The organism is Bacteroides sp. 41_26 (assembly GCF_949740115.1).
Lineage (GTDB): Bacteria > Bacteroidota > Bacteroidia > Bacteroidales > Bacteroidaceae > Bacteroides > Bacteroides nordii.
Map to the genome: position 1 here is coordinate 46495 of NZ_CATJGZ010000112.1, position 22121 is coordinate 68615.

Consider the following 22121-nt stretch of genomic DNA (forward strand, 5'->3'; position numbering starts at 1 on the left):
CTTCCGAGTCCTAAAAAAAGTCTTTTTTTGCAAAAAAGAAACAGATTCTCTCTATATTATAAGGTAAGGAAAATGTTTTTTTCTACTTTTGCCTCCGAATTTTATGATGTAAAGAGGTTGTAACTTAGAAAGACATCCCCCCGGCATCCTTATTAAAGTAAAAACTATGCAGAAAAACCTTGTAATTGTCGAGTCTCCAGCCAAAGCAAAAACGATTGAAAAGTTTCTTGGGAAAGATTTTAAAGTACTTTCCAGTTACGGACATATCCGGGACTTGAAGAAGAAAGAATTTAGTATTGATATCCAAAAAGATTTCAAGCCGAATTATGAAATACCTGCAGATAAAAAAGAGCTGGTAGCGAAGCTGCAAGCAGAAGCCCAAAAGGCAGATGTCGTATGGCTCGCATCCGATGAGGACCGCGAGGGAGAAGCTATTGCCTGGCATCTTTATGAAGTGCTAAAGCTAAAGCCGGAACAAACAAAACGAATTGTCTTTCATGAAATCACCAAGACTGCCATATTAAAAGCAATCGAGAATCCGCGTGAAATCGATATTAACCTGGTAAATGCACAACAGGCCCGACGCATCCTTGACCGAATCGTAGGTTTTGAACTTTCTCCCGTATTGTGGAAAAAAGTTAAACCTGCTCTCTCTGCCGGACGTGTACAGTCGGTAGCTGTCCGCCTGATCGTAGAACGCGAACGTGAAATACAAGCATTCAAAAGCGAAGCTTCTTATCGGGTTACAGCCATATTCCTTGTGCCGGACATTGACGGCAAACTGGTAGAAATGAAAGCCGAATTGGCCCATCGTCTCAAAACCAAAGAAGAAGCGAAGGCATTTCTTGAAACCTGTAAAGAAGCTACTTTCACCATTGAAGACATTACCAAACGCCCGATAAAGAAGAGTCCGGCGGCACCATTTACCACCTCTACCCTGCAACAGGAAGCAGCACGTAAATTAGGCTATACAGTAGCACAAACCATGATGCTGGCACAAAAGCTATACGAAGCCGGATTTATTACTTATATGCGTACCGACTCGGTAAACCTTTCGGAATATGCAACTGAAGGAAGCAAACAAGCCATCATCAACATGATGGGCGAAAGATATGTGCACCCGCGCCACTTCACTACAAAAACCAAAGGAGCACAGGAAGCACACGAAGCGATCCGTCCTACCTATATGGAAAATGCTACTGTGGAAGCTTCTTCACAAGAGAAAAGGCTGTATGACCTGATCTGGAAGCGTACGATTGCCTCGCAGATGGCCGAAGCCGAACTGGAAAAAACAACAGCGACTATTGGCATCAGTACTAACAATGATACTTTCACAGCAATCGGAGAAGTAATAACCTTTGATGGTTTCCTGCGTGTATATAAAGAGTCTTATGATGATGATACCGAGCAGGAAGATGAAAGCCATCTGCTTCCTCCATTGAAGAAAGGACAGATACTTAACCGCAAAGACATTGTAGCAACAGAACGTTTCACTCAACGTCCGTCACGTTACACCGAAGCCAGCCTGGTGCGCAAACTGGAAGAGCTTGGAATCGGTCGTCCTTCAACGTATGCACCTACTATCTCCACCATCCAGCAACGTGAATATGTGGAAAAAGGCGACAAACCGGGAGAAGAACGGTCATTTAATACACTGACACTCAAAGATAAAAAGATAACTGATGCTATACATACTGAAATCGTAGGAGCAGAAAAATCGAAACTGCTCCCTACCGATATCGGAACTGTAGTAAACGACTTTTTGACCGAATACTTCTCCAATATTCTGGATTATAACTTCACAGCCAATATCGAGAAAGAGTTTGATGAAGTGGCAGACGGAGAAAAGAAGTGGACTGCTATCATGAAACACTTCTACAAGGGATTCCATCCATCTGTTGAATCAACTTTAGCTACGAAAAGTGAACATAAAGTAGGCGAACGTATCCTGGGTGAAGAACCGGGAACAGGTAAAGTTGTATCCGTAAAGATAGGACGATTCGGACCGGTTATACAGATTGGAAGTACAGACTCTGAAGAAAAACCGCGTTTTGCCCGTTTGGAGAAAGGGTTGTCAATGGAAACGATTACTCTGAAAGAAGCGCTGGAATTATTCAAACTTCCACGGGTAGTAGGAGAATATGAAGACAAAGAGGTAAGTATAGGTACAGGTCGTTTCGGTCCTTATGTTCGTCATGACAATAAGTATATATCTCTGCCGAAAACACTTGATCCGATGGCTATAACGCTTGAAGAAGCAATCGAACTGATCCAGGAGAAACGTGCAACAGAAGCCAAAAAGCATATCAAAGAATTTGCAGAAGAACCGGAATTACAAATTCTGAACGGAAGATATGGTCCTTACATTGCTTACAAGGGCAGTAATTATAAGATCCCGAAAGATGTAGTCCCACAGGATTTGAATCTTCAAACTTGTCTTGATATTATAAAACTACAGAGTGAGAAGGCCGCCACTACTCCGAAAAAAGGACGGGCGACAAAGAAAAAATAAAAAGTACATATAAGCCAAAAAGGCATTCCGGGATTCTGGAATGCCTTTTTGGCTTATATATACTTTTTTCCTAATATCCAGTTGTTTATATTCTTTTTGTTCGTATATTTGCAACGCAAACATACGAACATTTTAGTATATGAAAAAAAGTCTCACACAAACATTACAGATTGCCAGTATATCACTGCTAATCAGTTTATCTTCCTGCGTAAAAGATGTTGATTTATCACAGCCTGTTCCTAACCCGGTAAAAAGTGATTATTTCGACTTTCAAACGACTCTCGATTGTCCGATAAATATAGATTTAGGATTGGAAGACTATCCGGTTCTGGTAGAAGTCTATGGTGAAAATCCTTTTGAAGATAACGATGGAGTCATTACTAAAAAAGACATTGAACCCCTTTATCGCGGTATCACAGATGAACAAGGAAAGCTGAAAGGACAAACCGTACTCCCGTCTTACCTGAAGAAAGCATATGTCTACTCTCCTTATGTAGGTGTTCCTTTTATTGAAACAGAGATTACAGCAAATGGCATCTTTGCTAACGTCCATACAGCAAAGTCGCAAACAAGAGCCGCCGTAACCAGAAGTATGCCGTATACTTACCCTGCGGACATGAAAGTAATAGGCGATTGGGACGTATTCGGCTATCCGGCTTACCTGACACCCAGCCGCTTTAATTTCCCCGAGAATGAGCTATACTACATCACCGAAGCTACAAAAATCAAAGACTATCCAAAAGGTATGCGAGGCGCTCACCCCGAATACTTCGATCCGGGTAATGAAAGAGGAATACCTATCATCAAAAAAACAAAAGTGGATTTAGTAATGATAGGTAAGTATGCACCGGCAGTAAGTAATACAATTATTTATTATACTTATCCTACAGGACAAGAACCTGCTTCTGTTAACGATATTCAAAAAATAATAGCCTATCCGGTATCAGCCGGGATCTCCTGTGGCAGTACAGTACAATTGCGGTATTGGAATGAAAAAGACGGAAAGTTTGAAGATGAATTCCCGGAAGGGGTTACTATCGGTTGGGGAGTTTCTTCCAGTTCATTTAAAGACGGTAATGTAGGAAGCTCCGGCGGAAATCATAATTACTATTCAACCGACAAGCTGAACACAAGAAGTGGGGATGAAAATGCACAGCATACTATCGCTATTTTCAATAAAGATTATAGTTCGGTGATTATTGGTATGGAAGACAGACCCATAGCAAATATCTCTAACTATACGGATGTTGTATTGTATCTTCATACAGACGTATCGGGAGCTATTGGCGGGAATAATATACCGGATCTGGAAAAACCGGAAAATCCTGGTCCTTCAGAAGCGGATAACTACACAACATATTTTGGAATGCTTTCCTTTGAAGACCTATGGCCCAAAGAAGGAGATTATGACATGAACGACGTAGTGATTTACTATGAATCAAAAGTATACAAAAACGATAAGAATCAAATCATTGCAACAGAAGATCAGATACTTCCTTATTGGGATGGTGCAGGATATGATAAGTTTAATGGATTCGGATACCAACTATCCGTTACGCCTGACAAAGTAAGCTCGGTACAGATAACATCTGAGAACTACGAATTTACTTCGAGCCCTTTGTTCCAGTTTGACAGTAAAGGACTTGAGGAAAGAGTTGACAACGACAATGCAATAATTATAGTTGCTGATGACATGAAAAAGGCAACCAAACAGCATAGTAAGTTTATTGTAAAAACTACATTTGCAAGTCCGCAGTCCGAATCAACCTTCTTACTGCCTCCTTATAATCCATTCATTATTATCGATGCACACGAAGAAAGAGGTAAAGAATTACATCTGCCCAATTATGCACCCACCAAACGAATGGATACAAGCTATTTTGGCACTAAGAACGACATCTCCGATCCGACACAACAGATGTATTACATAGGAAAAGAGAACATGCCATATGCCATAAATATCCCCAATATTAAAAACTTTGACTATAAGAAAGAGGAAGAGGGAACACGTATAGACATGCTCTATCCGGAATTTTCACATTGGGTTCAAAGCAAGGGAACAGAAAATGCAGACTGGTATTTACATAAGAAAAAGTAAGATCAGCGGACAGAGATTTTATATCCTTTATCCGGATAGAATAAATCAGACCGAACAGCAATTCAGAATAAGCAACGAATGCAATCTCTGCAACTCTTTTCCGGAATAACGGGTGGAGCAGACAAAACAGAGCGTGCGGGAGTTCTTTAGTATATGATTCAACTAAAGAACTCCCGCACGCTCTGTTTTGTTCACTGAAATCCTTACATTCTTGCAGGAACCTCAATTCCCAGCAATCCCATGCCAAGACGAACAACCTTAGCCACATTGGCAGATAAAGCGACACGGAATACTTTTACCGCCTCGTTCTCTTCACGCAAGATACTAAAGTCGTGATAGAACTGGTTATATTCTTTCACCAAATCATATGTATAGTTGGCAATAACAGATGGGCTATAATCCGTTCCGGCCTGTGCTACAACAGCAGCAAAGTCGGCTACCATCTGAATAAGTCCTTCTTCTTTTTCACTTAATTCGATGCCTGAAGGAAGTTGCGCAGGTATAACAATACCACTCTCGGCAGCCTTGCGGAGTACCGACTGAATACGTGCATATGTATACTGAATGAACGGACCTGTATTCCCGTTAAAGTCAATAGACTCTTTCGGGTTGAAGGTCATATTTTTACGTGCATCTACTTTAAGAATAAAGTACTTCAATGCACCTAAACCTACAATACGGGCGATATCATCTGCTTCTTCTTTTGTCAGTCCGTCCAGTTTCCCAAGTTCCTGCGAGGTCTCTTTTGCTGTAGCAATCATCTCCTCCATCAGATCATCCGCATCGACAACGGTTCCTTCACGGGATTTCATTTTACCCTCAGGTAGTTCAACCATACCATAAGAGAAATGCACAAGGCTCTTACCCCATTCAAATCCCAACTTATCAAGTAGAATAGAAAGTACCTGGAAATGATAATTCTGTTCGTTACCTACCACATAAATCATCTTATCAATAGGATAGTCGGCAAAACGAAGCTTGGCTGTACCGATATCCTGAGTCATATAAACAGAAGTACCATCCGCACGAAGCAAGAGTTTATGGTCAAGTCCTTCACCCGTCAGGTCGGCCCACACCGAACCGTCTTCCTTCTTGTAGAAAAAGCCTTTCTCCAGTCCTTCCATGACTTTTTCTTTTCCCTCGAGATATGTATTAGACTCATAGTATATCTTGTCAAAGCTAACTCCCATCTTACGATAAGTTTCATCAAACCCGGCATATACCCAGTTATTCATCATTGTCCACAAGGCGCGTACCTCCGGATCACCGGCTTCCCACTTCACCAGCATTTCACGGGCTTCATTCATCAACGGAGAAGCAGCTTCGGCCTCTTCCTTTGTCATACCACCTTTCATGAGCTCAGCCACTTCAGCCTTATAATGCTTATCAAAAGAGACGTAATAGTCACCTACCAGATGGTCTCCTTTCTTCCCGGACGACTCAGGAGTCTCACCGTTGCCATAAAGTTTCCATGCCAGCATAGACTTACAGATATGAATACCGCGATCATTCACAATATTGGTTTTTACCACCTTGTTGCCGTTCGCCATCACAATATTGGCAAGTGCATTACCCAACAGGTTATTACGTACATGACCCAAGTGAAGCGGTTTATTGGTGTTAGGAGAAGAGTACTCAATCATTACTAACGGAGAATTATCATCTGCGGCAGTGATTCCGTATTGTTCATCGGCATGAATCACATTCAACAGTTCAATCCATGCAGAAGAGGCAATAGTCAAGTTCAGGAAACCTTTAATCACATTAAAAGCAGCTACTGCCGGCTCATTGGCCTGCAAATACTCACCGATTTCCTGTGCAGTCTGCTCCGGTCCTTTCTTCGACATACGCAGAAAAGGGAACACAACCAGGGTCAGATGTCCTTCAAATTCTTTTTTAGTTTTCTGCAACTGCACCTGCGCGGCAGATATCTCCTGACCGTAAAGGGCTTTCAGTCCGTTTATTACGGAATCCACAAGTTTATTCTCTATATTCATAGGTTACATTTTTTTTCTGCGCGCAAAGATACAAAAAAGGAGGCGTTAGCACGCCTCCTTTTTTGTAAATCTTTCAACTATATAGCTTATTCAACAGCTTCAGACAATTCTGCACCTGCTTTAAACTTAGCAACTTTCTTTGCCGGGATAGTGATAGCCTGTTTCGTAGATGGATTAATACCGGTTCTTTCAGCTCTTTCAGTCACTGCAAAAGTTCCAAAACCAACCAAAGAAACTTTGTCACCACCCTTCAGAGCATTCGTTACTGAAGACACAAAAGCCTCAAGTGCTTTTTTAGAATCTGCTTTGCTCAAGCCCGACTCTGCTGCGATAGCATTAATAAGTTCAGCCTTATTCATAATTCGTAAATGATTAATTAATATATATGTTACACAAAAGATAGACGTAAATTCCTCACAAATATAGAGTAACAAAACAATATATCAAATAAAAACATCCAAAAAACACAGCAATTTGCTGAAAAAGAACTAATAGCGACCACTTTTTCTGTTTTAAAACAGAATTTATTCGTACTTTTGCGACCATTACTTAATTATTTAGCATAAAAAGAAATTCAAACATATGATGCCTACAATTACTAAAAACCTGATAATTATCAATGTACTGCTTTATTTAGGAACCATCGTAGCTCAAAGTTATGGTATAGATCTCGCGGATTATCTGGGTTTGCATTTCTTCATGGCCGACAGTTTTAACCCTGCACAGTTAATCACCTATATGTTCATGCACGGAGGATTCACACATCTCTTTTTTAACATGTTTGCCGTGTGGATGTTCGGTCGTATCCTCGAACAAGTGTGGGGTCCCAAACGTTTTCTCTTTTACTATATTGCTTGTGGTATCGGGGCAGGACTTATACAGGAGATTGTACAATTTGTTGAATATAAAACCGTATTATCCGGATATACTATGGTTCAAACCATTAGCGGGACCATACCGATGAGTGAGTATCTGAACATGATGAATACCGTAGGAGCTTCGGGAGCCGTATATGCAATTCTGCTTGCATTCGGAATGCTATTTCCAAATCAGCAATTGTTTATCTTCCCACTTCCGTTCCCCATCAAAGCCAAATACTTTGTCATCGGATATGCTCTAATTGAGCTGTACTCGGGATTCGCCAATAACCCCAATGATAACGTAGCACATTTTGCCCATTTGGGAGGAATGATATTCGGATTTATTCTGATTATGTACTGGAGAAAAAAGAATAACGATCATGGCACATATTATAGCTGATTTAAAAGAAGCTTTCCGAAGAGGAAACGTCTTTATCCAACTGATATACATCAACGTAGGAGTTTTTGTAGCAACTACATTGATTAATATCTTTCTGTTACTTTTTAATAGGAGTGCAGACGGTATATTTGAACTGCTGGCACTTCCGGCTTCCTTCACCCGGTTTATCTTCCAGCCCTGGTCCTTGTTTACGTATATGTTTATGCATGCAGGTTTCATGCATATCCTGTTCAATATGCTTTGGCTCTACTGGTTCGGACAATTGTTCCTCTACTTTTTCTCGGGAAAGCATTTGCGCGGACTGTATATTCTGGGAGGAATCTGCGGTGGATTGTTATACATGATTTCCTACAATATTTTCCCCTACTTCTACCCAATGGTAGAAATATCAACTTTAGTGGGAGCTTCTGCCTCCGTACTTGCGATCGTAGTGGCAACTGCTTATCGGGAACCTAACTACCCGGTACGCCTTTTTCTCTTCGGTACTATCCGCTTAAAATATTTAGCTCTGATCGTAGTACTCACAGACTTGCTGTTTATCACTTCCAGTAATGCAGGCGGACATATCGCTCACCTGGGCGGAGCATTGGCCGGACTTTGGTTTGCTGCCAGCCTTAGCAAAGGTACAGATATTACAGCCTGGATTAATAAAATATTGGATGGCATTTCTTCTTTGTTCGATAAAAAGACCTGGAAGCGTAAGCCCAAGATGAAGGTTCACTATGGCAATTACAGCCGTGAACAAGACTACGACTACAATGCCCGCAAAAAAGCTCAGTCGGACGAAGTAGACCGTATACTCGATAAATTAAAGAAATCAGGATACGAGAGTCTCACTACCGCAGAGAAAAAAAGTCTTTTTGATGCAAGCAAAAAATAAAGCATGAAACACATCGGAAAAGTCTTCACTTATCTGATTTTAGCTGTCAACGCATTCTTTGTCGGGATTCTTTTATTAACAGCTTATAGTCCGTATATTCACCCTGTGGTGCATCCGGTTGAGTCGTGTATGGGACTCACTTTTCCCATATTTCTGGTCATCAACCTCTGTTTTCTCATCTTTTGGCTGATGGTGCGTTACAAGTTTGCACTTCTGCCCATTCTCGGCTTTGCCTTCTGCTATCCTCAGATCCGGACGTATTTCCCTATTAATATCCATACATCAGATATTCCCGAAGGGAGTATTAAAATACTCTCCTACAATATCATGTCTTTTGGAAACATGGAAAAAGAGAATGGCAAAAACCCTGTACTCGAATATATCCGCGCCAATAATGCCGATATCGTTTGCCTGCAAGAGCACAATGTTTCTTCAACAGCCAAGATACACCTGAATGCAAAAGAAGTAGAAAAGGGTATGAAAGCTTATCCTTACCGGCATATTCAACGTGTAGGTAAAGAAATCAGCAATAACCGGATAGCCATCTATTCAAAATATCCTATCCTTTCAGCACGAGAACTGCAATATGAAAGTAGTTATAATGGTTCTGCAATTTATGAATTGAAAGTTAACGGAGATACAATCACCCTCATTAACAACCATCTGGAATCGAACAAACTGACCAAGGAAGACAAAGTTGTATATGAAGAAATGCTGAAAGACCCAAACGCTCATAAAGTGAAAAGCGGCACCCGCCATCTGGTTGGTAAACTGGCAGAAGCATCTGCCATCCGTTCTAAACAGGCGGACGTCATTGCAGCCGAAATAGCCAAATCTCGCCATCCGTATATCATCGTATGTGGCGACTTTAATGACACTGCTATCTCTTATACTCACCGGGTTATCGCAGAAAATCTGGACGATGCCTTCACCGAATCCGGACAAGGATTGGGCATCTCTTATAATCAGAATAAATTCTATTTCAGGATAGACAATATTCTTATCAGTAAGAATCTAAAAGCCTATAACTGCACAGTAGACCGTTCTATCAAAGATTCTGATCATTATCCCATCTGGTGTTACATCACCAAACGATAAATCCATAACCAATGAAACGAATGACAATACCCAATAGCAATACCTATGGAAATAAAGAAAACAGTAATCATTTTAGCTGCAAGTTGTATGATGTACTCCTGTGCTACAAAAACGGATAATAATCCGTTCTTTACCGAGTTTCAAACCGAGTATGGTGTTCCGGCTTTCGATAAAATCAAACTGGAACATTACGAACCCGCTTTTCTGAAAGGAATAGAAGAGCAAAATCAAAATATCAAAGCCATTATCGAAAATCCGGAAGCGCCTACATTTGAAAACACAATTGTAGCGCTGGATAACAGTTCGCCTATTCTGGATCGTGTCAGTGCTATCTTTTTCAATATGACCGATGCAGAAACAACAGATGAACTGACCGAATTATCTATAAAAATGGCTCCGGTACTCTCTGAACATAGTGATAACATTTCCCTCAACCAAGAGCTATTCGCAAAAGTAAATAACGTATATCAACAAAAGAACGACCTGCATCTCACTACAGAGCAAGAACGCCTGCTGGACAAAACCTATAAAAGCTTTGTACGGTCAGGAGCTAATCTTTCTGCTGAGAAACAAGCGCGCTTACGCGAAGTCAATAAGGAACTTTCTACTCTTGGCATCACATTCAGCAACAATATCCTGAATGAGAATAATACCTTCCAGTTATTCGTAGATAAGGAAGAAGATCTTGCCGGCTTACCCGAATGGTTCCGCCAAAGTGCAGCCGAAGAGGCAAAAACTGCCGGACAAGAAGGAAAATGGTTGTTTACATTACACAATGCCAGCCGCCTGCCTTTTCTCCAATATTCAGAAAATCGCCCACTTCGTGAGAAAATATACCAAGCCTATATAAACCGTGGCAATAACAATGACAAAAACGACAACAAAGAGATAATTACCAAAATAGTTAGCCTCCGTCTTGAAAAAGCCAATTTACTCGGTTTTGACTGTTATTCAAACTTCGTTCTGGATAATACAATGGCTAAAAATTCAGCCACTGTTATGGACTTCCTCAATAACTTATGGAGCTATTCGCTCCCTAAAGCTAAAGCAGAAGCTGCTGAATTGCAAAAGCTAATGGATAAAGAAGGTAAAGGTGAAAAGTTAGCGCCTTGGGACTGGTGGTATTATACCGAAAAACTCCGCAAAGAAAAATACAACCTGGATGAAGAAGAAACCAAACCTTATTTCAAACTGGAAAATGTACGTGAAGGTGCTTTCGCAGTAGCTAATAAGCTATATGGCATCACTCTGACCAAATTATCAAATATTCCTGTATATCATCCCGATGTGGAAGTATTTGAAGTAAAAGACGCAGATGGCTCCCAACTGGGTATCTTCTATGTAGACTATTATCCCCGTCCCGGAAAGAGCGGTGGTGCATGGATGAGTAATTATCGCGAACAAAAAGGGGACATCCGTCCACTGGTTTGTAATGTTGCCAGCTTCACTAAACCTGTAGGTAATACCCCATCATTACTTACCATGGACGAAGTAGAAACACTCTTCCATGAATTCGGACACGGGCTTCATGGCCTACTGACCAAATGTAATTACCAAGGTATCTCAGGAACCAATGTTGTACGCGATTTTGTAGAACTTCCTTCACAAATCAATGAACACTGGGCTACCGAACCAGAAGTACTGAAGATGTATGCAAAACATTACCAAACCGGCGAAATCATTCCTAATTCAATCATCGACAAGATTCTGAAACAAAAGACCTTCAACCAGGGATTCATGACAACAGAATTACTCGCAGCTGCTATCTTAGACATGAATCTTCACAACCTTACTGATGTAAAGAATCTGGATGTAATTTCCTATGAAAAAGAAATAATGGATAAGCTCGGACTTATTCCTGAAATAGCACCACGTTATCGCACAACGTATTTCAACCACATCATTGGCGGATATGCCGCTGGTTACTATAGTTACCTCTGGGCCAACGTTTTGGACAATGATGCCTTTGAAGCCTTCAAAGAGAATGGTATCTTTGATAAAACAACAGCTAATTTGTTCCGCCACAACGTACTTGAAAAAGGAAACAGTGAAGATCCGATGGTACTCTATAAAAACTTCCGCGGAACAGAGCCACAACTGGAACCGATGTTGAAAAACAGAGGTATGAAGTAATGAAAAATAATCTAAGGTTAAAAATAACAAGCTGAATGCTGAGCTTTTTTAACTTCAAGTAAACTTTAATATCCCCTGAGGTAATTCAGAATCCTCCGGGGATATTTTGTTTCTCCCGGATAAATTTCTACATTAGGAGCAAAATGTGCCCTAAACCTCAAATATTTGACTCCTAATTACCACTGAATGTGAAAAAAAAACTATATTTGCAGCCTTATATGCGACAGAATTAAATTAAAAAGTAATCATAATAAATTAAAAGTAAAATGCAAAACAAAGGATTTGTAAAAGTTTTTGCGGTACTTCTCACGCTGGTATGCGTGTTCTCCCTCTTTTTTTCCTTCGTTCCCCGCCACTATACTAATAAGGCAAAAGAAGTAGCGAATGGCAATGCTAAAGTAGAACAAGAATACCTGGACTCTCTCGCTAATGAGCCAGTCTGGAAAATATGGAAGTGGAATTACACGCTGAAACAATGTCGTGAAATGGAGATTAGTTTAGGTCTGGACCTTAAAGGTGGTATGAACGTCATCCTTGAAGTATCGGTACCTGATGTTATTAAAGCACTGGCTGACAACAAACCTGATGAAAACTTCAATCAGGCATTGGCAACTGCTGCCAAACAAGCTGTCAACAGCCAGGACGATGTGATCACCCTATTCGTTAAGGAATATCGCAGAATAGCACCGGACGCCAAACTTTCTGAACTTTTCGCGACACAACAGTTGAAAGACAAAGTTAACCAGAAATCATCTGATGCTGAAGTAGAGAAAGTATTACGTTCTGAGGTAAAAGCAGCCGTAGAGAACTCTTATAACGTACTCCGTACCCGTATCGACCGTTTTGGTGTGGTTCAACCCAATATCCAAAGCCTCGAAGATAAAATGGGACGCATCATGGTAGAACTTCCGGGTATCAAAGAGCCGGAACGTGTGAGAAAACTTCTTCAAGGTTCTGCCAACCTGGAATTTTGGGAAACATATACAGCCAAAGAAGTATTGCCTGTTATGGAAGCTGTAGACAGCAGAATACGTAATGTTTTGGCAAGCTCTGTAGTAACCGATACTACCACAACCGTTACAGAAGAAGTTGTAGCAGAAGCAGCTCCTGCAAAAGCCATTAGCGTTACTGACAGTATTAAGGCCACACTGAAAGGTGACAAGCAAGAAGCTTCCAGCAACATGGAGCAAATCAAGAAAGAGCATCCATTGTTGGCTATTTTGCAGTTGAATACAAGTGGTCAGGGTCCTATCATTGGTTACGCCAATCATAAAGACACTGCTGAGATAAACAGATACCTCTCCATGAAAGAAGTAATGGCTGAACTTCCCAAAGACTTGCGCTTAAAATGGGGTGTTGCTGCAGCTGACTTCGCTCCGAAAGGACAAATTTTCGAATTGTATGCTATCAAGTCTACTGAACGTAATGGCAAAGCTCCACTTGAAGGTGATGTAGTAACAGATGCAAAAGACGATTACGATCAACACGGTAAACCGTCTGTAAGCATGTCTATGAACTCTGACGGTGCACGCCGTTGGGCACAATTGACCAAGCAAAATATTGGACGTTCCATTGCTATCGTACTTGATAATTATGTATACTCTGCTCCGAACGTAAGTACAGAAATCACAGGTGGTAACTCAATCATCACAGGTAACTTTACTCCGGAACAATCAAAAGACTTAGCAAACGTTTTGAAGTCAGGTAAGATGCCTGCTCCTGCACACATTGTACAGGAAGATATCGTAGGTCCGTCATTAGGTCAGGAATCTATCAACGCAGGTGTATTCTCATTCGTTGTGGCACTTATCCTGCTAATGATTTACATGTGTGCTATGTACGGATTTATCCCGGGCATGATTGCTAATGGTGCATTGTTCCTCAATTTCTTCTTCACGCTGGGTATTCTTTCATCCTTCCAGGCAGCACTGACAATGTCGGGTATTGCCGGTATGGTGCTTTCACTTGGTATGGCAGTAGATGCAAACGTACTTATCTATGAACGTACGAAAGAAGAGTTGCGTAGTGGTAAAGGTGTAAAGAAAGCATTAGCCGATGGTTACTCAAATGCATTCTCTGCAATTTTCGACTCCAACTTAACTTCAATCATCACCGGTATTATCCTGTTTAACTTTGGTACAGGTCCTATCCGTGGTTTTGCCACTACCTTGATTATCGGTATCCTCTGCTCATTCTTTACAGCAGTATTCATGACTCGTATCGTTTACGAACACTTCATGAATAAAGACAAGTTGTTGAATCTGACATTTACCTCTGCAATCTCTAAGAATCTGCTGGTAAATACTCATTTCGACTTCATGAAGAACAATAAACGTTACTTCATAATCACAGGTGTTATCATTCTGGTATGTATTGCTTCATTCGCAATCCGTGGTTTGAGTCAGAGTATCGACTTCACCGGTGGACGTAACTTCAAGGTGCAGTTTGAACAACAAGTAGAACCGGAACAGGTACGTGAATTGATTGCAAGTAAATTCGGTGATGCCAATGTAAGTGTAATCTCTATCGGTACTGACAAGAAAACCGTTCGTATCAGTACTAACTACCGCATCGAAGAAGAAGGTAATAATGTAGATTCTGAGATTGAGGCATATCTGTACGAAACACTGAAACCATTGTTAACTCAAAACATTTCATTAGCAACTTTCATTGACCGTGACAACCATACAGGTGGTAGTATTGTCAGTTCACAAAAGGTAGGTCCGAGTATTGCAGACGATATCAAAACATCTGCTATCTGGTCTGTTGTTCTGGCTCTGATTGCTATCGGTCTGTATATCCTGCTTCGCTTCCGCAATATTGCTTATAGTGTGGGTTCTGTGGTAGCATTGACATGCGATACTGTGATGATTATCGGTGCTTATTCGCTGTTGTGGGGATTGGTTCCGTTCTCACTGGAAATTGACCAGACATTTATTGGTGCTATCCTGACAGCTATCGGTTACTCTATCAATGATAAGGTGGTAATCTTTGACCGTGTGCGTGAGTTCTTCAATTTGTATCCGAAACGTAACAAACGTTTGCTGTTCAATGACTCACTGAATACAACATTGGCCCGTACTATTAATACTTCATTGAGTACATTGATCGTGTTGCTGTGTATCTTCATCCTGGGCGGTGACTCTATCCGCAGCTTCGCATTCGCAATGATCCTGGGTGTTGTTATCGGTACACTGTCTTCTCTGTTCATTGCTTCTCCTATTGCCTATACAATGATGAGTAAAAAGAAAGAAACGGCAGAAACTGCGACTGTTGCTGTAGAATAATAACAGACAACTTATATAAAAAAGAAGAGGAGAAAGTTATGATAGCTTTCTCCTCTTCTTTTTTATAATAAGGCTGAGACTTTATAATACTGGAATAGAAACTTACAGAAAATAGCTATCCAATAAAAGAGTTCTTATGCGCTGAAAGGGTGATAACCTTAAAAAGATAACAACTCCGGTTGTAGCCAAAAGCTATAAGCATGATATCTCAACAGAACCAAATATTCGGAATGTACAGGCTTTCCCCAAGAATTATCACCGCCTACTCCTTTTTGTGCATAATCAATATTCAGATAATAATCTTTCTCTTCTACCATATCTACTGACGAACGCATCCGTGTACCTTCTTTAGTAAAATATCCGTTCTGTCCCGTAAACTGAATATTAAAACAGAATATTGGTTCACCTGTTACTTTCAAAACATGTCCATTGGGACTCTTTAATTGCAACCAACGAACATCTGTACGATACCCATTCTCTTGCGGACGGATATAGTTATAAGGAAGTTCATAAACCGGTATCTCATATCTTCCTACTAATGCAGCAGTTTTACGATCCGAATAGTTCTCCCAAGGACCACGTCCATACCATTGTGCCAATGAAAGTTCTGAATTTATATTGGCAACCTGTCCTATCCGGGGAATGGACATATTGGATTCTCCATTATAATAATTCGGTGTAAAATAGTTATCTACTCGTATCGTACCATCAGCATACACTGTGTAATCCGTATCAAAGAAAATAGTGTGCTGGGGTTTATCCGAAACAGTAAATTGAGTTTTAATATGTACCTTTATCTGACCATATTGCTTTATTCTCTTAGACACAGCAGCAACAGGTTCTGCTGTAACCTGTAATACTTTCATTTTAGAAGCTGCATCTTTCCAGACATTGTTCTCACTATCCCAGTCATCATTATCTGTATTAACACGCCAAAAATCGGGTAGAAGGGAAGATTTCAGATAGTCAAAATTCTCATATTGCAAAGATTTCAATCCACCTTTTTGTTTATCAAAAAGCAAATTCAGCCCACGTTCTCCTTTTATACCGATCACAGTATCATTCTCCCAATAAGTCAATGTTTGGCTTAGCGTATCAACGGTCATTTTTTTAGCCGAACGGTTCAATGGAATCTGATCATAAGCGACTGTCCAACCCTTAGGCAACAAACCGTCTGCTTCCTTTTGCTTGAATTCGACATTCAAAAAGTATTCATATTGATCAGAAAGAATCGTTTGATAGGGTATAGTCAACAAGCCAGTTGCGCGAGGCGTTAATGCAAACGGTATACTACCACTTTCTACTACGTTCCCATCCTGCAAAACATTCCACACCAACTGATATTTATCAGCATTGGTAAATGAAAACGTATTTGTCACTTCAAACATCTTCTCTCCCAATTTACTACGCCGTACGCGCAAGCTTTGTAAAACTTTCCTAGCCTCATACGCATGGGGATTAGGTTTTCTATCCGGAGAAAACAATCCATTAATACAAAATGCCCCATCATTACGAATCTTTTCCTGACCAAATCCACCTCCGTACTCATAGTAATGTACCCCATTACGATACGCATCCATTCCCTGATCTACAAAATCCCATACAAAACCACCTTGTAACACCGGATAAGTCTCTATCAGATCCCAGTAATCCTGAAAATTCCCAAGACTATTACCCATAGAATGTGCATACTCACATTGAATGAGAGGCATACGAGTATCGGGCGACAAGGCATAGTTCTTCATAATCTCTCCTTTCATATACATGGGACAATAAATATCCGTATGCGGTAAAGTCCCTGCCTGCTCAAACTGTACCAACCGACTCTTATCAAGTGTTTTCAGCATTTTATAACCTTCGATAAAATTGAGGCCGTCACCACATTCATTACCCATAGACCAGATAATAACTGAAGGATGGTTTTTATCTCTCTGAAACATACGATTCATACGATCCAAATGAATATCTGTCCATTCGGGATCACAGGCTATGTGTTTTTGAGGATCTATTACATTCTGTAAAGCCGCTCCCAAACCATGCGATTCAATATTAGCCTCATCAACTACATATATCCCATATTTATCACACAGCTCATAGAAATAGGGATCGCACGGATAATGACAGGTACGAATCGCATTGATATTAAATTGTTTCATCAACTCAATATCCTTCTCCATTGTTTCACGAGGAATATAATGTCCATATTTAGGATGATGTTCATGTCGGTTAGCTCCTTTTATATAGATAGGAACCCCATTTACCAAAAGCTGTGCATTCTTTATTTCGACTTTACGAAATCCTACTTTACATGAGCTATACGTGGTTTTACCATCTATCTCCTCTATCCCAATTAATAATGTATATAAATACGGTGTTTCAGCAGTCCAGTGTGTACAGTTCTCAATTACCTTTTCCAAATTCATATTTTGTTCTTTCAATCCGGACAAGGTAATGGTTTGTTTTTCTCCCCAGACTTCTTTATTCTCTTTATTAACTAAAGAGAAAGAGACATTAACCGAGGTTTTCCGTGCCTGAGTATTTTTTAGCGTATAGTTCAATTCCAACAGACCGTTCTTGTATTGTTTATCCAAATCTCCTATAACAAAGAAATCTTTTAGAAACACCGGAGATGTAGCATATAACCATACATCTCTTTTTATACCCGCCAATCGCCAAAAGTCCTGGCATTCCAAATAAGAACCAATGGAAAAGCGATAGACTTCAAGAGCTATCACATTCTCTTTCCCATATTGTATGTAAGAAGTTACATCAAACTCCGCCTGCATCTTAGAATCCTGAGAATACCCAACCTTTTGCCCATTCACCCAAATATAAAAAGCAGACTTGACAGCTCCCAGATGAAGTACCACACGTTTGTTCTTCCATGCCAAAGGTACATGAATTGTACGCCGGAATGCTCCTACAGGATTCCATTCCGTAGGAACACGATACGGATAAGGATTCACATAATTAAATTCGTAAGGATGATTCATATACAAAGGTTTATCATACCCTTGTAAAGGCCAACTACCTGGTACATCAATATCATCCCACTGAGACACATCAAAGTCCATCTGATAAAAGTCAGCCAAACGTTCGGTAGGTTTGTCGCAAAAATGGAATTTCCATTTACCATTCAGCAATATATTATCCGGAGCATTCTCATATCCCCCTCTCAATGCTTCATTTCTATCCGAATAATACCAAAACGTAGCACGTCCGTCTTCTCTGTTTATCCCGGTTATACGAGGATTTTCATACTCTTTCTGCTGTGCAGATGCAGATATACCAAGCATACATAATACAATATATATAATCTTCATTCTCTCCTATATTTTAAAACAAACAATAACTCCCCGATACATAAATATTTCCACATTAATGCATCAGGGAGTATAATACCTATTGATTAACCTATATTATTCATTTACAATCTTTCGTGTCACTACATCACCATTTACAGTCTGTGCTTTCACTACATACATGCCACGGGGCAATATAACAGAAGCTTCATTTATATCTCCGATTTTCTCACCAACCGCTATTCCATCCACCGAATATACATTTACCTTGTTTAAACCGTTACCTTTTGCATAAATAGTTCCATCTACCGAATAAATCCTTACCGCTGTTTCAGTATCATTCACATTCTGCAAGCCGGTTGAGACCTCTTCACGTCCATCAAATTCATCATTCAACACGATTTCATCGATATAGAACTTACCGGCAGGATTATCCCAATTATCTTCGCCATTGAATCCGAATAGAAATTCGATAGCAGCAATCGATTCACCTTTCAGTTCGGATATATCCATAACAAAATCTTCCCAAGCATTTGCATCATAAGGCATATATTCAGATCTAGCCTGATTACCCATATGATCCTTAACAATAACTCTGACTGTTTGTCCACCCGTATACATCATAATGTGAAGATTTGTATTCGGATAAGATGCCTTAACATAACCATTAATCGGCAATTGCAAAGCATGCCACCATGTAGCAGAAGCAGGTTTATTATAGCACAACGCTTTCTTAGTCAGATTTACAGATTCTGAAGCCGGATTATCTACTATCGAACAAGAAGCATTCGGATCAAACAGAGTCCAATCCAACAAATTCGTAGCTGTCATATCAGGGTCATCGAAGTTCACAATGTCAGTAATTTCAAGTTTATTTGCTCCATCCGGATAGAAGGTATCCAACAATTGGAAATCATCAAATAAATACTTTGTTTCGGGTACAGCTCCCGGACCACCCCATTGTAACTCCGGCTGTATCATTATCTTCCCAATACCTTTAGCATTCTTCAAATACTCCGACAAATCAATTACAATATCCTCCCAGGAGTTTGCCTTTGTATTGTTGAACATCAATTGATGTAACTGATTAACACCGCTTTCGTCATATATATGTATTTCACTTGCCCCCCCGATTCTTGTGCGATACATTTTAAAATGAAGATAAACGTGCTTATCCGACGCAGGTTTGAAATACACGCCTTCGGCCGGTAACATATTTACTTTATGCCACCAATCATGCTGGTTGGTAGCAGTAATCGCATAACACTTTTCCGATTTATTAATACTGTTCTTCTGAGGATTATCTTCAACACCTATCCTCTCTTCTCCCGTTCCTTCATAAGAAATATTCTCTAATACTAAAGAACTACCTTCAAAGTCCTCCCACAGAGGAGTAGAAATTTGTGCATTAACCCCCAATGCAAACACTGCCGTACATAAAGTAATAATTTTCCTTTTCATGATAAAGTTATTTAAAGTTATACAATCTGTTTTGAAAACGACCGCAAGTTAGCGAGGAGTCTAAAAAGCGGGATTCACGCTAGTAACATTCACTCGCTAATTGGTAACAACCGGCTTATTTTATATATTTTATACCTGTCACCGAGTTTGGCGCCAGTATTATGAGGCTTTTTTTATTAGAAAAAGCGGTTTCTGCACCATTCATTCCTCTTTCCGTATAAGTCACCGTATATTTTTCAATCTTTGAATAGTCCGCTTCCGAAAAAAGAGCAATCTTAACAGGATACTGATATTTATTGACTATAACCGTACAGGCCTCACCATTATTATTAATTAATGAAACCACATTCAAGTACTCCTCAGCTTCTGTATAATCAGTCTCCACAACCCGATTTTCACCTATACCGAGTCCAAGTGTTTTCGACAATAATCTGAATACATACGCTTTAGGCAGTAATCTTCCTTTTTTATTGCGTACATCCCATGCATAAAGCCCGTGTGCATCTGCTGAAATGCCTTGTTCAGTCGTTCCGTTTTCTGCAATAGCCTGTAAATAGTTCCAATGCATAGCTCCTGCCAGACCGTCGCGCATCCAGTTTACCAAACAATTCCCGACAAACAGATGTGATTTTGTTCCGATATAAGTTACCGAATCCGCAGCATTGCTAATAGATGTACTCCATTCTGTGAAATAAACCGGTAAATCACCATAGCCGAATTTTGCCAACTGTCCCTTTACCCTTGTTACAGTCTCTTGCTCTGTAGGAATGCCATAATCGCCATATACATGATGAGAATAGAAATTGAAGTTATCCTTATTAATACGTATGTCGGCAAAAAAATCACGATTCGTACTGCCACCGACTCCACCATCCGAATGAGTCACAACAGAAGTTCCTCCCATCGGCATATCGGGAGTAATCTCCCTTACTACTTTTACACAAGTCATATAAATATCCGCCAAAGCTGCTCCTGCCGATGCATACGGGCTCTTATCAATCGTCATGAAATAACCCGGCTCATTATAGACCTCTACCCAGTCTATATATTTGTAGTAACGGCTATATACTTTACGAACAATATCTGCATAAACATCCAAATCCATCGGTACCCCTTTACTGGTTCCGTTGTATGCTAACCATCCCGGACAATAAGCAATAATCATCATTACTTTCATCCCGCTCTTCTTGGCACGAACAGCCAGTTCCAGGTCCGAGAAGTCCCAGGTATCCGGATTCTGCACATCATTTACATTATTAATATAGTCTTGATAAGTTATATTGGAAGGCAAAATTTTCTCAAGCCACATATCACAACGAATACAATTGAACCCGGCCTCTGTCAACTGAGGCAATATCTTACGCGAATGGGGTAAAGAAGGGTTCTGGCATCCACCAAATAACATATTACCGCAAGTATTATTTATTTTCCCGAAATCGACTGTAACATTCAAAGCATCACTGACCTCCTCATCAGTTGTAAACAAAACCTCACTCAATCCGAAAGCATTACCTCCCCAATTACCATTACCAATAGTTTTAGTAATCTGAAGACGTACATAACGAGCCTGAATACCCGATAGACGGATCGGAGTATTCTTTCCATCATTCAGATTGGTAGCATTCAGTCCGTCAATTCCGGAGGCCTGTGCTAACTGGAACGGATAGTTTGCATCAACCACGTAACCGGGATTTTCGGGAGCAGCCAATTCTGTCCAATTGGTATAGTCATCGGAATATTCTATTCGCATATTCTTCACCCCCTTGTTCAAATTGCCGGGTCGGTTGAAATTCCAGATATACAATCCCTGCAAACGATAGGATTTCTTTAAATCGAATGTCAGCTTCACATCTCCCAACACTCCTGACCGACTACACCACATGGTAGAGCCATCGGCAGCATCGTCATGCGTAGCATCCAAAGATTTCTCCGACATACCCGAAAAGTTCACCAAATTGCCAGACAGCATGATACCATCCGAGTTACTAGCAGACACGCTGACAAATGGAATAATATTTTCAGTTCCAGCCGCACTTAACGACAACGAACAGAAAAAAGCAAGCAGCATATAAATCAATTTCTTCATCATTTAT

12 protein-coding genes are annotated in these 22121 nt (G+C 40.3%); 7 read left to right on the forward strand and 5 right to left on the reverse strand.

Translation table 11 applies throughout. From position 1 onward, the window contains the following. Positions 1 to 166 precede the first annotated feature (166 nt). Both topA and QX565_RS16690 read left to right on the forward strand, forming a co-directional pair. A complete protein-coding gene (gene topA / locus QX565_RS16685) occupies positions 167 to 2512 on the forward strand; it encodes a type I DNA topoisomerase (protein ID WP_289293577.1) in 2346 nt (781 codons plus the stop codon). Between the two features lie 139 nt (positions 2513 to 2651). Then, entirely contained in the window at positions 2652 to 4610 is a 1959-nt protein-coding gene (locus QX565_RS16690) for an LruC domain-containing protein (protein WP_289293579.1), read from the forward strand. Positions 4611 to 4813: 203 nt separating this feature from the next. Here QX565_RS16690 and argS read toward each other — a convergent pair whose 3' ends face one another. Both argS and QX565_RS16700 read right to left on the reverse strand, forming a co-directional pair. After that, a complete protein-coding gene (gene argS / locus QX565_RS16695; protein WP_221649132.1) occupies positions 4814 to 6607 on the reverse strand; it encodes an arginine--tRNA ligase in 1794 nt (597 codons plus the stop codon). A gap of 86 nt (positions 6608 to 6693) precedes the next feature. After that, the gene (locus tag QX565_RS16700; protein ID WP_221649131.1) at positions 6694 to 6966 is read right to left on the reverse strand and encodes an HU family DNA-binding protein; all 273 of its coding nucleotides are present in this window, start codon (positions 6964 to 6966) and stop codon (positions 6694 to 6696) included. A gap of 226 nt (positions 6967 to 7192) precedes the next feature. Here QX565_RS16700 and QX565_RS16705 point away from each other — a divergent pair, with 226 nt between their 5' ends. The 5 genes from QX565_RS16705 to secDF all read left to right on the forward strand — a co-directional run bounded on the left by QX565_RS16705 (position 7193) and on the right by secDF (position 15265). Then, positions 7193 to 7867, forward strand: a complete 675-nt coding sequence (locus tag QX565_RS16705) for a rhomboid family intramembrane serine protease (RefSeq protein WP_221649225.1) — start codon at positions 7193 to 7195, stop codon at positions 7865 to 7867. Further along, positions 7848 to 8747: a rhomboid family protein gene (locus tag QX565_RS16710; protein WP_122202060.1), complete on the forward strand. Its 900-nt coding sequence runs from the start codon at positions 7848 to 7850 to the stop codon at positions 8745 to 8747. Before QX565_RS16705 ends, QX565_RS16710 begins: the two co-directional genes overlap by 20 nt. 3 nt (positions 8748 to 8750) lie before the next feature. After that, positions 8751 to 9845, forward strand: coding sequence for an endonuclease/exonuclease/phosphatase family protein (locus tag QX565_RS16715; RefSeq protein WP_122202061.1), 1095 nt, complete (start codon positions 8751 to 8753; stop codon positions 9843 to 9845). Positions 9846 to 9890: 45 nt separating this feature from the next. After that, positions 9891 to 11978, forward strand: a complete 2088-nt coding sequence (locus QX565_RS16720; RefSeq protein WP_289293585.1) for a M3 family metallopeptidase — start codon at positions 9891 to 9893, stop codon at positions 11976 to 11978. Between the two features lie 266 nt (positions 11979 to 12244). After that, complete coding sequence (secDF, locus tag QX565_RS16725) at positions 12245 to 15265, forward strand: protein translocase subunit SecDF (RefSeq protein ID WP_289293586.1); 3021 nt, start codon at positions 12245 to 12247, stop codon at positions 15263 to 15265. Positions 15266 to 15423: 158 nt separating this feature from the next. Here the strand turns inward: secDF and QX565_RS16730 are convergent, their stop codons facing one another. From QX565_RS16730 to QX565_RS16740, 3 genes are all read right to left on the reverse strand, one after another. Continuing rightward, positions 15424 to 18588, reverse strand: a complete 3165-nt coding sequence (locus tag QX565_RS16730) for a glycoside hydrolase family 2 TIM barrel-domain containing protein (protein ID WP_221649127.1) — start codon at positions 18586 to 18588, stop codon at positions 15424 to 15426. A gap of 96 nt (positions 18589 to 18684) precedes the next feature. Next, a complete protein-coding gene (locus tag QX565_RS16735) occupies positions 18685 to 20028 on the reverse strand; it encodes a TroA family protein (RefSeq protein ID WP_289293588.1) in 1344 nt (447 codons plus the stop codon). Between the two features lie 115 nt (positions 20029 to 20143). Further along, the gene (locus QX565_RS16740) at positions 20144 to 22117 is read right to left on the reverse strand and encodes a discoidin domain-containing protein (RefSeq protein WP_289293590.1); all 1974 of its coding nucleotides are present in this window, start codon (positions 22115 to 22117) and stop codon (positions 20144 to 20146) included. Positions 22118 to 22121 lie beyond the last annotated feature (4 nt).